Source organism: Rhodococcus koreensis (genome assembly GCF_900105905.1).
GTDB classification, from domain to species: Bacteria; Actinomycetota; Actinomycetes; order Mycobacteriales; family Mycobacteriaceae; genus Rhodococcus_F; species Rhodococcus_F koreensis.
The window spans coordinates 5,586,734-5,600,113 of sequence record NZ_FNSV01000005.1 but is presented as its reverse complement, the minus strand read 5'-3'; the positions used below and the strand labels follow the sequence as shown (position 1 = coordinate 5,600,113).

Annotated in this window: 13 protein-coding genes; 6 read left to right on the top strand and 7 right to left on the bottom strand. The window is 65.3% G+C overall.

All coding sequences use genetic code 11. The features are described 5' to 3' along the window. Window position 1: 1 nt before the first annotated feature. From BLV94_RS30020 to BLV94_RS30010, 3 genes are read right to left on the bottom strand one after another with little or no spacing between them, the layout of a single operon-like run. Window positions 2-1,471 carry an AMP-binding protein gene (locus tag BLV94_RS30020; protein WP_072946717.1) on the bottom strand — a complete coding sequence of 490 codons (1,470 nt, stop codon included), beginning with the start codon at window positions 1,469-1,471 and terminating at the stop codon, window positions 2-4. Next, window positions 1,458-3,035: a hypothetical protein gene (locus BLV94_RS30015; RefSeq protein WP_072946716.1), complete on the bottom strand. Its 1,578-nt coding sequence runs from the start codon at window positions 3,033-3,035 to the stop codon at window positions 1,458-1,460. Before BLV94_RS30015 ends, BLV94_RS30020 begins: the two co-directional genes overlap by 14 nt. A 4-nt stretch (window positions 3,036-3,039) precedes the next feature. Then, window positions 3,040-3,711 carry a PEP-utilizing enzyme gene (locus BLV94_RS30010; RefSeq protein ID WP_083395943.1) on the bottom strand — a complete coding sequence of 224 codons (672 nt, stop codon included), beginning with the start codon at window positions 3,709-3,711 and terminating at the stop codon, window positions 3,040-3,042. A gap of 165 nt (window positions 3,712-3,876) precedes the next feature. Here BLV94_RS30010 and BLV94_RS30005 point away from each other — a divergent pair, with 165 nt between their 5' ends. Then, window positions 3,877-4,707, top strand: a complete 831-nt coding sequence (locus BLV94_RS30005) for a helix-turn-helix transcriptional regulator (protein WP_083395715.1) — start codon at window positions 3,877-3,879, stop codon at window positions 4,705-4,707. 45 nt (window positions 4,708-4,752) lie between these two features. Here the strand turns inward: BLV94_RS30005 and BLV94_RS30000 are convergent, their stop codons facing one another. Genes BLV94_RS30000 through BLV94_RS29985 form a run of 4 tightly spaced genes read right to left on the bottom strand, consistent with a single transcriptional unit; the run spans window position 4,753 to window position 9,121 of the window. Beyond that, window positions 4,753-5,898 (bottom strand): Rv3169 family protein, encoded by a 1,146-nt coding sequence (locus BLV94_RS30000; RefSeq protein WP_244163689.1) that lies wholly within the window; start codon window positions 5,896-5,898, stop codon window positions 4,753-4,755. 23 nt (window positions 5,899-5,921) lie between these two features. Then, window positions 5,922-7,547 (bottom strand): PEP-utilizing enzyme, encoded by a 1,626-nt coding sequence (locus tag BLV94_RS29995; protein ID WP_072946714.1) that lies wholly within the window; start codon window positions 7,545-7,547, stop codon window positions 5,922-5,924. 3 nt (window positions 7,548-7,550) lie between these two features. Further along, window positions 7,551-8,747, bottom strand: coding sequence for a hypothetical protein (locus BLV94_RS29990; RefSeq protein WP_072946713.1), 1,197 nt, complete (start codon window positions 8,745-8,747; stop codon window positions 7,551-7,553). Then, entirely contained in the window at window positions 8,744-9,121 is a 378-nt protein-coding gene (locus BLV94_RS29985; RefSeq protein WP_072946779.1) for a PEP-utilizing enzyme, read from the bottom strand. The genes BLV94_RS29990 and BLV94_RS29985 overlap by 4 nt, the downstream gene beginning before the upstream one ends. Before the next feature lie 191 nt (window positions 9,122-9,312). Between BLV94_RS29985 and BLV94_RS29980 the strand changes: the two genes are divergently transcribed. From BLV94_RS29980 to BLV94_RS29960, 5 genes are all read left to right on the top strand, one after another. Further along, window positions 9,313-9,846 carry a putative immunity protein gene (locus tag BLV94_RS29980; protein WP_072946712.1) on the top strand — a complete coding sequence of 178 codons (534 nt, stop codon included), beginning with the start codon at window positions 9,313-9,315 and terminating at the stop codon, window positions 9,844-9,846. Between the two features lie 78 nt (window positions 9,847-9,924). Further along, on the top strand, window positions 9,925-11,004 hold the full coding sequence (locus BLV94_RS29975) for an ABC transporter permease (protein WP_072946711.1): 1,080 nt from the start codon (window positions 9,925-9,927) through the stop codon (window positions 11,002-11,004). Then, on the top strand, window positions 11,001-11,825 hold the full coding sequence (locus tag BLV94_RS29970; protein ID WP_072946710.1) for an ABC transporter ATP-binding protein: 825 nt from the start codon (window positions 11,001-11,003) through the stop codon (window positions 11,823-11,825). The genes BLV94_RS29975 and BLV94_RS29970 overlap by 4 nt, the downstream gene beginning before the upstream one ends. Continuing rightward, complete coding sequence (locus BLV94_RS29965; protein WP_072946709.1) at window positions 11,822-12,691, top strand: ABC transporter ATP-binding protein; 870 nt, start codon at window positions 11,822-11,824, stop codon at window positions 12,689-12,691. Before BLV94_RS29970 ends, BLV94_RS29965 begins: the two co-directional genes overlap by 4 nt. Next, window positions 12,684-13,289 carry a TetR/AcrR family transcriptional regulator gene (locus BLV94_RS29960; RefSeq protein ID WP_083395714.1) on the top strand — a complete coding sequence of 202 codons (606 nt, stop codon included), beginning with the start codon at window positions 12,684-12,686 and terminating at the stop codon, window positions 13,287-13,289. Before BLV94_RS29965 ends, BLV94_RS29960 begins: the two co-directional genes overlap by 8 nt. Window positions 13,290-13,380 lie beyond the last annotated feature (91 nt).

Below are 13,380 nucleotides of genomic sequence, written 5' to 3'. Positions count from 1 at the left end.
GTCACGCCTGCGCGGCGACCATGCGGTCACGCACTTCGCGGCGCAGGGATTTCCCGACCGGACTGGTGGGGATGTTCGGCCAGATCTCCAGGGAGCGAGGTCGTTTGAAACCGGCGAGTCGATCGGCGCAGAACTCGAGGATCTCGGCGGGCTCGGCGGTGGAGCGGGTGACGACGGCGGCGGCGACCCGTTCGCCCCACTTCTCGTCGGGCAGGCCGACCACCGCGGCCTCGACGACGGCGGGGTGTGTCAGCAGGGCGTCTTCGACCTCGCGGGGATAGACGTTGAACCCGCCCGAGATGATGACGTCGTGCCTGCGGTCGAGCAGGTGCAGGTATCCGTCGTCGTCCCAGCGTCCGATGTCGCCGGTGTGCAACCAGCCGTCCGGTTCGATCGTCTCGGCGGTGACGTCCGGGCGACGCCAGTACCGGCTCATCGTGTGCGGCCCCCGGGTCAGGACCTCCCCGACCTCGTCCGGTCCGAGGACCGTGCCGTCGGCGGCCCGGACCTGCACCTCGACGAAGGTGTAGGGCTTACCGGCGGAGGTCAGCCGTTCCGGTGTGTGCTCCCACGGCTGCAGGCAGGTGATCGCCAGCGGCGCCTCCGCCTGACCGTAGAGCTGCGCGAAAACCGGTCCGAGGATGTCGATTCCGCGTTGGAGCACACTGGTCGCGATCGGGGCTCCGCCGTAGCACAAGCGCTCGAGGGCGAGATCCGCTGTTGCCGTGGCGGGATCCTCGAGCAGCATCGCGATCATCGTCGGCACCATGAACGTCGACGTGGCCCGATACTTCTGCGCGGCCTCGAGGAAGGCGCCGGGCGAGAACTTCGACACGATGACGTTCGGGGCGCCCTTGACCAGGTGCGGCAGGAAGAACGCGCCGCTGCCGTGGGTGATCGGGGCGGCGTGCAGCATCACCGAGTCCGGTCGCAGGTTGGGCAGCAGGTCGACCAGGAAATTCGCCACCTCGGCAAGCTCGCTGCGCGTGGTGAGGACCACCGCCTTGGGCTTGCCGGTCGTGCCGCCGGTGTAGGCCAACCGCAGCGGTTCGTCCTGGTCGCGCCGGACGTCACACGGGCCGTCGGGCGCGCCGGCGACGAGTCCGGGCAGCTCGTCGGCGGTGATCATCAACTCGACCCGGGCAGGGGGATCCCCTGCGTAGACCAGGGCTCGCGCCTGTGAATCCTCGACCTTGTAGGCGTGCTCGTGGGCCGTCTCGCGCACGTTGAGCGGGACCCGGACCAGCCCGGCCTTCGCGAGCGCGTAATAGACGACGACGCCGTCGATCCCGTTCGGCATGAGCACCGCGACACGGTCACCGGCATCGAGGCCGCGGGCCAGCAGTGCGTGGCCGAGCCGGTCGGTGAGTTCGTCGAACTCGGCAAAGCTGACCACTCGGTCGCCGTCGATCAGCGCGGGCGCGGCACCGTACTGCCGCCCGGCGCGGCGGATCAGGTCACCGATCTGCATCGCCAGACCCCTTCGTCTCGTCCGTGGCGGGCAGGTCGGCCCGACGCAGCCCGGATCCGCGGCCCTCGATGTTCCGTGAGCCTCGCTGCGCGAGGCGATACAACTCGTCCGCCTGCGGGGTCCCGTGGTTCCACTTCACCCATTCCTCGTCGAGGTAGCGGTTGCCGCCGTCGAGCACGGCGGGAGTGAATCCCTGTGCGCGCGTGTTGTAGTCGTCGATGTCGATGCGTCCGGCGCTGGTGGCCCACAAGCCGGTCTTGCCGGGCAGGCTCGACGAGCCGGTGAACCGGTCACCTGCGGTCGGTGCGTAGTCGTCATCGGTGAGCACCGAGTAGGGGATGCCGGTGAGCATGTTGCGGTTCAGGTCGGAGTAGCGGGCCATCGTGTACTCGTTGCTCGTCTGGTGGGGCAATCCCAGCAGGCCCACCATCTCGCCGAGGTTGTCGCGTCCGTATTCGTCGTTGAGCAGAGGCTTGAACCGCTGCACTCGTTCGTCGACCTGGAACCAGTCGTCCTGCCGGTAGGTTCCGGCGAGATGAGCGAAGTCCTTGCCGACCGAGGAGTAGACCAGGGCGCCGGCGTCGATCATCTGCTCGCGTGACCAGGTCGCGATCCGCTTCCACAGGTCGGTGGTCGCCTCGTTGAGGATCTCCCGGTACTGCTCCATGGTGTCGGCCAGTCTGTCGGCGTTGTCCATGCCGACCGGAATGTATCCGTCGGTCAACGCATCCGAGGTGTACATTCCGACCGCTTCGATGTTGGCGGCGTTGTATCCGGGTTCGGCCTCGAAGGACGCCCAGTCGTCCATCAGGTGGAAGTTGGTGCCCTTGAAGACGATCGGGATCGTGAGATTGTTGAACGGCAATTGGGTCGCGATGCCGTCGAGCCACGGGTAATCGCCTTCGGTGAGGTCGAAGAAGTCCCGCATGATCATCTGCCGGTTGTTGCCGAAGTCGTAGGGGCCGCTGTTGTGCAGACCGATGCGGCACTCGCAGTGCGCGAGGAACGCGTACTGGGACAGTTGGGCGACGAGTTTGGTTGCGGCGGTGTGCAGCCGGTCACCGGGCACCACACCGTGCAGGTCGGACTCGAAGACCTGCAGGGTTCGTTCGGGCAGGAACTGGCTGCGGTCGCCGAATTCCTTGTTCGTCAGGTGTCCGTCGTTGCGGTGGTACGCCAGATTGAACCGCCGGGAGAAATCGAGCACGTCGACGACGTCGTCGACCGCGTCGGTCGGCCGCAGCAGGCCCCAGTTCATCAGCATTTCCCGGCCGATGAGGTAGAACGCGGGCATGCCCCACGCCGCGTTGACCGTGTCCACCTTCAGACTGACCTCGCGGGCACGGTCTCCGAGTTCCTCCGCCGGCGTCGCCGCGTCGATCTCGCGCAGCAGGGTCGGCAACCGGTAGAAGCTGTTGAGATAGCTCACCAGCATGTACGGGTTCATCGGGAACAGCTTCGACTCCTGCACCGTCCGCGTGATGCACAGCCAGTAGGTGGTGTCGGACAGACTCCGGAGGTAGTTGTTGGTCTCCAGCAGGGTCCGGTAGTTCAGATTCGCCATGGTCTCAGCTCTCGCTTTCGATCAGCCAGATCCGGGCATGCCCGGTGTCACCCGTCTCGTATGCATCCGCTGCCGGGGGCGCCGCGGTCACTTCGAGTTCGACCAGGTCGCCGTTCTTCAGGTCGTTGATCTTGCAGTTCATCAGCGTGGGGACGTCGTACTCCCGGGCGAGGATGCCCAGGTGCGAGCGCACGGTGCCGCCGAGGCAGATGACGCCGGCGAACCCTTCGATGATCGGTGCGGTCAAGGTGCCGCCCGAGTCGTCGATCACGGCGATCGTGCCGGGCGGGATGCCGTCGGTGAGGAATTCCATGACCTGCTCGACGGCGGAGATCAACGCGACCGGTCCGATGACCGTCTGGGACTTCTTGATCACGTTGTCGCCGATACCCACGTGACGGCGACCGTCCGAGTCCCGGTCTTCCGAGAACTCCCGCGCCTCTCGGTCGGTTCGCTTGTACTTGTGCGGCTCGGATTCGAGCGAGACCGTCGCGGAGTACTCGAACCGGTACCCGGAATCCAGGGCCTCCTGTTCGATCGCTCGCGCATCCTCCACCGAAAAGATCTCGAACTCACGTTCGAACACGCTGTCTTTCCACCGCTCGCCGGTGGCGGCGAAGCGTTGTGCCGCCAACGACCGCACAGCGGTGTTGAAGCGGCCCGGCAATGGGAGCATTTCGGTCGATCCCCATTTCGGGGGCGTAACCACGGAGTCGGACATGTCACCTCACGTTTCCTCGGGACGGACGCAGCCGCCGACGCGGCCGGAAACAGGTGGCTACCTGGTATTTTTTCTCCGGCTTCTTGGCGTTGTGACATAAAACTAGTTACGCTCCGTGGTGTGACCCAGTCCACGTTGGGGGACACTTCCGGGACAACGTCGAGTGCAAAGTCCTCGTCCCGAAACCGCTCCCCGTTCCGAGCCAACCTGAGCAAGGCCGACTACGAGCGCGCCTTCGACATCCTCGAACAGTGCTCCGGCGCGGCCTGCCTTCCCGACTTCAAGGAACGGGCCGTCGAGGCGATCAGTGAGCACTTCGCCCTGAGACATGTCTCGTTCTTCGCCGGCGCGACCTTCCACACCGTGTTCGAGGACTCAGCACCCCTGACGGCGGGCAAGACCGCCAAGATGCTGCCCGAGTACCAAGACCGGTGGGCCCGTTACGACATCTTCGGCACGCCGGCGGCGATGCGGCAACTCGTCTCCAGCGGCGTGTCGTCATTGGACGAACTGCAGTCGATGGGCCAGCTGCCGGCGGCGGCCGACGCCTACGTCAGATACTTCCTGTCCTCCACGTGGCGCATGCAGACCGCTGCCGCATTGCGCCTGGAGTTGAGCGCGGGACACACGGCACTGCTGGGAATGTTCGACCCGGAGCCCGGCAAGATCGGCACCTCCGAGGCGGCCACGCTGCGCCTGCTGAGTCAGCAGATGTCCGCGATGGCTCGCGGCCTGCCCGCGTCGAAGTCGCAGGCCGCCCTTGCACGGCTCTCCGTGCGGCAGCGGCAGGTCGTCCGGCTCGTCGCGGACGGATTGTCGAATGCGCAGATCGCCGAGATCCTCTCCCTGGCCGAGGACAGCGTGAAGAAGTACGTCACCCGAATCCTCACAACCACAGGTTGCCAGTCACGGATGGAACTGGCGCTGCTGGCGCGGGCGCAGCGGATATGAGAAAGGGGCCGCGGACTATTCGTCCGCGGCCCCGTCATGCTCCGGTCAGAGGAAGGACGTCTCCTTCGTCATCCCGTAGCGGGGATGTTCACCGATCACCATCGATTCGAAGATGCCGTACCCGACGGCGTCGCCTTCGCGGCAACGGATTACGCAGTCCCGCAACTGGTGTACCTCGCGTGCGGTGTCGGAATCGGAGACGTCCGCGTACCGTTCACCGTCGAGGTGTTCGGGTCCCTGCCATTGCCCGTGCCGCTGGCCCTTGAACCCGAAGTACAGTCCCGTGCCGAGGTGGAACCCGGTGTCACTGACGGGTTCGATCTCGAGGGTGCGCGTCTCGCCCCACCCCGCATCGAAGGTCAGGGTCCCACCGAGGAGTCGCCTGTTGTCGGGGTCGTACTTGAGGTCGTCTCTCAATCCTTGCAGCGGGCGCTGGGTTCCGTCGGGAAGATTCTCGAAGCCCGAGAAGTAGGTCACCGCACCGTCGACCCATTGCAGATAGTGGTGGATCTCGTAGCTGGACCCGTCGGGACGCTGCATCCACATCGGACTCCACGTCAGAATGAAGTCGCCATCGAGCCGCTGAGGTTTGAAGACATCCGGTGCGGGCTCACCGACGTCCATCCGCACTCCCCAGGAGTGGTCGCGGAAGCCGAACCACTCCTCGTCCCGGACCTCGATACGCTCGCCGTCGAGCCAGATCTCACCGCTGACCGTCGACGCCTGGTGGTACCGGAGCAGATCGGACTGCACCCGAAATCCCTGCGGCTCACGCTGGGCATCCTTCTGTTCGAGGAACGGCGGCAGCACTCCGGTGACGGTGAGGTCGAATCGCAGTGGGACCACGTCGTTCTCTTGCAGGACCCAGCGCACCTTCCGGAGCGGCTCGATGACCTCGTAGTCCAGCGGTCCGACACCGATTCGCTCGCCGTCGAGGTCGAGTTGGCGACTGGCTCGAACCGTCAGCTGCTCCTTCCCCCGCGAGACGCCGGCGAACATGTCCATCACGTTCCGGTTGTGGTATTTCCCGAGGCCGATGTCGACCTGGATGGACCCGTCACGAGCGAAGAGCGAAGACCAGAGCTTCTCCGTCCAGGACGTGTCGGCATGGCTGATGGTCGCGAAGGTTTCGGGCGTCTGATGACACAACAGCTCGTCGGCGTGGATGAGTTTCTGCATCGATTGGCGCATGTGAGCGCCTCCTCTCGAGTGGTTCAGCGAATGGGTGAGAAGGATCCGGGCATGTCGTGTGCCAACAACGCTCCACCGAATATGGCCGCGGCCCGGTCGTCGTCGTCGAACGGATCGGGATAGAGCGCAAGGGTCTTCGGCGACATCGCCCAGTCGACCTGATCCGTCACCCCGGCCTGGGCGGCAAAGGGGCGAAGCCCTGAGGTGTACATGGTGGTGGCGGCCATGATTCGGTCGCTCCGGTCCATGGTGGCGAATTTCTGATACAGGCCCATGTGGCATCGGCTGAGATCCGCCGCAACACCCGGCCAGTCTTCCGGCGCGATCAGCTCACGGGTGCCGTCGGCGCGATACCCGTACACGGCAGCTTCGTCGACGACGGCGAGAAGTTGATCCGGTTCGGTAAACGTCGTTCCCCAGTCGTTGATTTCGAACTCGGTGAACTTCGAGCGGTCGAACGTCAGGACCATCGTCAATCCGGTGTAGGGCGGGTCCAGATCGTCCGCCCACGGATACGCCCATGCACTGGGGCCGAGGGAGAGATAGTCCCGCACGATCGTCTGCCGGTTTCCCGTCGGCCGCGGATACGGACCGGAGTCACAGATGCCGACCCGTGAATCACAGAAGTACAGGAACGAGTATCCCGACACCGTGGCGTTCAGCCGCTTCAGGCTCTTCGCGGTGATCGCATCCAACGCTGTTGCCGCGCCGACCAGCTCGTCGACAACAGCCGTCGACAGGTACCGGTTGGTGAATCCGGCGTCCTTGTAGTCGAGTGTGCCGTCACCACGATGCGCCAGGGTGAGCCGGCGCCAGAAGTCCACGACGGTGCGAATGTCCTCCCGGTGGTCACCGGGCTCGATGGTGCCCATCTGGATCAGGCACTCTCGACCGCAGAGAAAGTGGTAGCCGATCATCCAGATCCACAGCGGGCTGACCTTGTTCGGCCCCTCACGCAACCGGCGACCCAACTCTTCCGCCGGCACAGCCGCGTCGATCACGCGAATTCGATCCACGTAGCTGTGGAAATCCTCGATGACCGACAGCGACATATAGGGCAGCATGGGAAACAGTTCGGAGGTAAACCCGGAGCGGCGGGTCAATTCGGGTTTGAATGCCCGGCCCATGTGCTGGACGAGATCGTCGAGGCGGTCGTCGGTGAGTTCCTCGGAGAGGAGTGCCTCGAGCGCAGCGCCCGAGACGCCGACCGTGAAGTCCTTGACTGCGATCTCGTCTCCCACGCGCCGGATGTATTCCCACCACGCGGCGCTCACATCCGCGGACGGGCCCGATGCGGTGTCAGGATCCGGGGAAGCAACAACCCCCGTCTGCTCTTCGATACGAAGCGTGATTTCGGTGCCGTCGAGGATGTCCTCGGACAGTTCGGTACCGACCAGACACGGGACCTCGAACTCTCGTGACACGATCGCCAGGTGTGAGCGGAGTGTTCCATCCAGGCAGACGATTCCCCCGAGCCGGCCCAGGATCGGTGACAGGAAGGTCGTACCGCCCGACGCGACCAGCGCGATCGTGGACTCGAGGTCGCTGTCGAGCGAGGCGATCACGTCGTCCGGCGACCGGAAATGGCGCACCGTTCCGGTGACCGGCGCAAAGGCGTACGACGGATTTCCCTTCCCGAGAATCGACATCGCCTAACCTCCCAGTGGACGGAAGCAACCGTCGCGGTCCTGCGGAACGAAGACGCCGCCGATCAACTGCAGCGCGAGGTCGGGATCGCTGAACTTCTGGAAGGATTCGGCGATCCGCGGCGTTATGGCCCAATCGATCTCGTCGTAGCAACCGGCGAGTCGTGCCCACGCCTTGAGCTTCCACGCGTACATCTCGGTGGCGTACAGGTTGCGTTCCTCGGCATCGGTTTCGGCCAACCGCTGGTACAGCGCTCGGTGCGCCTTGCGGATCGCTTTGGTGGCCTCCTCGACCTCGTCGGCACCGAGTGGGCGGAGGGTGCCGTCGTCGGTGCAGAACACTCGGGTTTCGATGATGTCGGCCTGGTAGTCGCTGGGTGTGAACCAGGCAGTGCCCCAGACGTTGTTGTCCATCTTCACCGTGGCGGGCAGTCGGTAGGCGATGACGAAATGATGGTAGGGCAGCGTTTCGCGGATGCCGTCGACCCAGGGGAAGTCTCCGTCACCGTCCGTGCAGGTCTCGCGCAGCGCGAGGAACGTGCCGTCCTCGAGCTGATAGGGCCCGGTGTCGCACACCGCGGTGCGTGCGTCGCAGTTCTCCAGGAATGCGTACGCGGTCAGCCGCGCACCGAATTTGCGAATCCCCGCCTTGACCTCGCCGTCGGCAGGGACCAGATGGGACCGGATCTCCGCCAGCACGTCGTCGTCGATGACATGAGAACTGTTCTCCGGCTCCGCGTCCATGTTGAACAGGACGTTGTCGGTGCGCATCGCGATGGTCGCCTCGCGCCAGAATCGGAGAACCTCGAGCTGATCCTCCAGACCATCCGACAGGGTGCTCTCTCCGAGGTCGACGAACAGCTCACGACCGGTGAGATAGTGCAGCGGGGTGGCCGCGAGGTTGATGAAGCTGCGCTTGTTGCCGATGGGCAGAGCCTTGCGCACCAGTTCGGTGGGGGTGGCGTGCTGCCGGATGGTGCGGATGCGCTCCGGCACCCTGAGGTAGTCCTCCATCATCGACATCAGGATGTAGGTGTTCATGCCGAACAGTTCCGACTCGAACACGGTCCGCGCGGACAGTTCGGACTTGTAGGCCGCACCCGCGGCGTGCACGAGCCAGTTCCATTCCTCGAGTGTGGGCTCGTAGGCCGGGTCCGTGTACAGAGCCTCCACGTTCACGGGAGTGGTCAGTTGCGCGGTCACGCCGTCACCGCCCCTGCAGCGACGGCCACGCGGGCGGTCTCGGTATCGGACAGGTCCAGCACCACGGTGTCGCCGTCTGCGATGGTTCCGGTCAGTTCGGCGGCGAGCACGCAGGGCACGTCGGACTCTCGCGACAGGATCGCGAGGTGCGATTCCCGGCTACCGGCTGTACAGACGATCGCGCGCAGATCGGGCAGGATCGGCGACAGGAAGGTCATCCCACCCTTGCTGACGAACGCGATCGTGTCCTCGAGATCGTCGTCGTCGATCGACAGCACGTCGGCCGTGTCGTTGAACCACCTCGCGGTACCGCGAACCTCCCCTGCGGTGAATAGGTTGACACCGGTCCCGACCTCGTTCAGGTCTCCGCTCATCACATACTCCGTTCGGCCCATTCGTGGGCGTGGGATTGTCTTGAACACGCACTTTCGTCGGTGTCAGGAAGGCTACGAGTGGCTGTGTCGTGCGCCACAGTCCACTTTGGGGGACAGTCTCGATACCGGTCACAGCGGCGGTACGCCCACCGAATTCCTCGCAGCTGCGGCCGATGGTCGAAAATGGATCCATGGCAGGGGAAGCAACGGAAATCGTTCTAAGTATTCAGGATCTTCGTGAGGTCACCGCGTTCGCCGCGGGGTGCGCGGAGGGGGTACTCGAGATATTCGAGGCCGATCAGCCGGACGACGCACGCCCTCGCGACGCGATCACTACCGCGTGGGATTTCGCTCGGGGTGGTGAGCGCGGGAAACCTCTGCGCGACGCGGCGTGGGCGGCGCTCGCGGCTGCCAAGGGCACGGACACCGAGGCGGCGCGCGAGACGGCGTGGGCGGCGATGGCTGCGGCGGGTGCCGCCTACCTGCATCCCTTGGCGAAGGCCACCCAGGTCAAGCACATTCTCGGAGCGGCCGCGTACGCGGCGAGAGCGACCGAACTCGTCGCCGGGGACGATCGGACCGTCGGGGCCGAACACGTCGGGCTGGCGGTCCAGCGTGCGGCACCAGTCGTCGTCGACGTGCTCGGACGCTTTCCGGCGGCACCGGGTGGCGGCGGACGGGTCGGCGAGTTGATCCGCATGCTGGACGCCGCCCTTCGCCAGTGACAGACGCGGCGGTTCTCCGACAAAGCGTGTAATTCATCAACCGTTGACCCAGGTCGCTCGGCGTGCCTAGCATCGAATATGCGCGCCATGATTCTCAAGGAATTTCGCGAACTTCGGCGGGACCCCCGCACATTGGCGATGTTGATCGCGCTGCCGCTTCTCCTGCTCGTGATCTTCGGCTACGCGGCCAACTTCTATGTGTCCTCGGTCGAGACGGCAGTCATGGGCCCCTCGGCTCAGCAGGTGAGCACGTCGTTGCCGCCGTTCTTCGACGTGACGCAGACAGACGTCGACGGCTCGACCGCCCAGGCGACGGATCTGTTGCGGGAGAACAAGGTCGACGTCGTCGTGGTGACCGGCTCGACCCCGACCGAGCAGGCGACGGCACTGGTGGACGGCTCGAATCTGTTCGCTGCCCAGTCGACGGTGTCGATCCTGAACAAACTCGGCGACCAGGTCCGCACCGAGGTGTTGTTCAATCCCGACCTGAAGACGTCGTGGGTGATGGTGCCGGCGATCATCGGCCTGATCCTCACGTTCATCGGCACGATCGTCACCAGCATCGGTCTGGTCCGGGAACGCGAGGCCGGGACCCTCGAGCAACTGGCGGTCATGCCGATCCGGCCGAGTCAAGTGATCCTGGGCAAGATCGTGCCCTATTTTCTGCTCGCCGCACTGGACATGACCGTCGTGACGGTGCTGGGCATGGTGCTGTTCGGGGTGCCGTTCAACGGCAACGTACTGGTGTTCGCGCTGGGCGCCGCGCTCTTCCTGTTCGTCGTCCTCGGTCTCGGTGTGCTGATATCGACGATCTCGCAGACCACCGGACAGGCGATCCAAACGGCATTCCTGTTTCTGATGCCACAGATTTTGTTGTCCGGCATGATTTTTCCGCTCGATGCAATGGCGGCAGGGGTTCGCTGGATCGGCTATCTGCTTCCGCTGACCTATTTCACGATGATCTCGCAGGGCGTGATGTTGCGTGATGCGCCGATCTCGTCGTTGTGGTTGCCGCTGGTCGTGTTGGCCGTGATGGCGATCGTGGTCTTCACCGGGTCGACGCTTCGTTTCCGGCGAGATCTCGCGCCGGACGTCTCGAAGGCGAGTAAGCCCGAGGGGTCGAAATCGGTCGATCCGACCGGTGCGGACGCCTCGTGATCGCCGCGACCGAGTCCGTCGTCGTCCGGTTCGGCGACCGGACAGCCCTCGACGGAGTGAGCATCGACGTGCCTGCCGGCCAGGTGGTGGCCTTGGTCGGAGGAGACGGGGCGGGAAAGTCGACCCTGTTGCGGACGTTCGTCGGGGAGGTCCTCCCCGACAGTGGGACCGTGCACGCCCCGGGTAAGCACGACATCGGATTCCTCTGCGCGGGCCCGGGGAGCTGGGCGGCCCTGACGGTCCGGCAGAACATGGATTTCGTCGGCGGCATCTATGGCCTGAGCGGCAACGAATTGGCCGAGCGGCGCGAGGAACTCATCGACCGGGCCGGGCTGGGTGATGCGGCGGACCGACTCGCCTCGGCGTTGTCCGGAGGGATGCGGCGCAAACTGGGCACGGCGATGGCCATGCTGCACCGACCCAAGATGCTGATCCTCGACGAACCGAGCACCGGCGTCGACCCCGTGAGCCGCATCGACCTGTGGCGATTGACCTCGGAAGCCGCCGCTGACGGGGCAGCAGTGGTGATGTCGACGACATACCTCGACGAGGCCGAGCGAGCCGGGCATCTCGTCGTCCTCGACTCCGGCCGGATCCTGACCCAAGGCTCCTACGACGAGGTGCGCGCCGGATTCACCGGCGCCATCACCTCGGCAGCGGAACCGGTACGACCGGAGTGGTCGTGGCGCCGCGGCCGGGAGCGTCACGAGTACTGGGAGGACGGACACCCCGGCACCGACGCGGAGACCGTGACGCCCGACCTCGAAGACATCGTCATCGCGTTGTCGCTGACACGTCGGCGGGAGGTCGGGGCATCATGACCGGTGAGGTACTACGGGCACGCTCGGTGACCCGGAAGTTCGGTGACTTCACGGCCGTCGACTCGATGTCGATGACCGTCGCCCCCGGCGAGGTGGTCGGTCTTCTCGGCGCCAACGGGGCCGGGAAGACCACGCTGATCCGGATGCTCCTGGGTCTGCTCGCCGCGACGGAAGGTGCGGTCGAGTTGCTCGGCGGTCCGCCGGACCGAACACGGAGGGCGCGCATGGGTTACGTGCCCCAGAACCTCGGTCTCTACCGCGATCTGACCGTCGAAGAGAACCTGGCCTTCAGCGCGGAGGCCTACGGTGTCCCCGTGCCCGGTGTTCCTGCCGAACTCCACGACGCGCGCAACACCCTCGTCCGCGAACTGGCCCTGGGCTCGCAACGACAGGTGGCGTTCGTCGTGGCCCTGGCACACGAACCCAACGTGCTGGTGTTGGACGAGCCGACCTCCGGCGTGGACGCACTGTCCCGGGCAAGACTGTGGGACACGATCCGGCAGCAGGCCGACAACGGCGTCGGCGTCCTGGTGACCACCCATTACATGGAAGAAGCGCAGCAGTGTGATCGCCTGTTGCTGATGTCGTCCGGGCAACTCGTCGGCGCCGGAAGCGAGGACGACATCATCGGCGACACCCGCGCGGTCGCGGTGCACACTCCGGAATGGGCGCAGGCATTCGCGGCACTGAACGATGCCGGAATCCCCGTGATCCTGGACGGCCGTGCGATCCGAGTTCCGGACACGGATCCGGCGACGATCGATTCCGTACTGGACTCAGCCGGCATCGCCGCCGACATCCGGCCCGTGCGCGCCACCATCGAAGAGCGCATGCTGGTCCTCGCGCGTGCCGGAGCACATGGATAGTCGCGCTCCCGGCCGGCCGAAGGTCGTTGCCGACTCCGCCGACAAGCGCGACACCATTCTGCGGTCGGCACGAGAGCTGTTCTCCGATCGCGGCTTCGACCGAACGACCATGCGCGCCATCGCCAAAGAGGCCGGAGTCGACCCGGCGCTCATCCATCACTACTTCGGCAACAAGAACGCGCTGCTGGTGGCCGCCCTGCAGCCGGAGGTCGACGCGAAGACCGTATTCTCCGGAATCACCCCCGAGACCGACGCGCCCGGTGAGATCTTCGTCCGACGCGTACTCGAATTCTGGGAGACGAACCCACAGCAGCGAGCACGGGCAATCGCGCTGCTGCGAGTCGCCGTCACGCACGACGAGATCGCCATGCGAGTACGAGACTTCTTCCTCGGACTCGTGCAGCGCGCACTCGGCGAGGTCGTCCGCAGTGACCACCAGGACGAGCGCTACGCACTGGTGGTCAGCCAAACGGCCGGGCTGGCGATATCGAAGTACATCCTCCTGCTACCCGACGTCGCCAATGCCCCCATAGAAGTTCTCGCTCAGCGAGTGGGGCCGAACATCGACAACTACCTCTTCAGCGACTTCGACGGGTAACTGTTCGCGGCTGCCGGGGTGTTCGATCGAGTTCCCCGGCGCTCGCTCGAGTCCGGCGCCAACCGGCTGTGCCCTGGGCGAGGCAACCGCC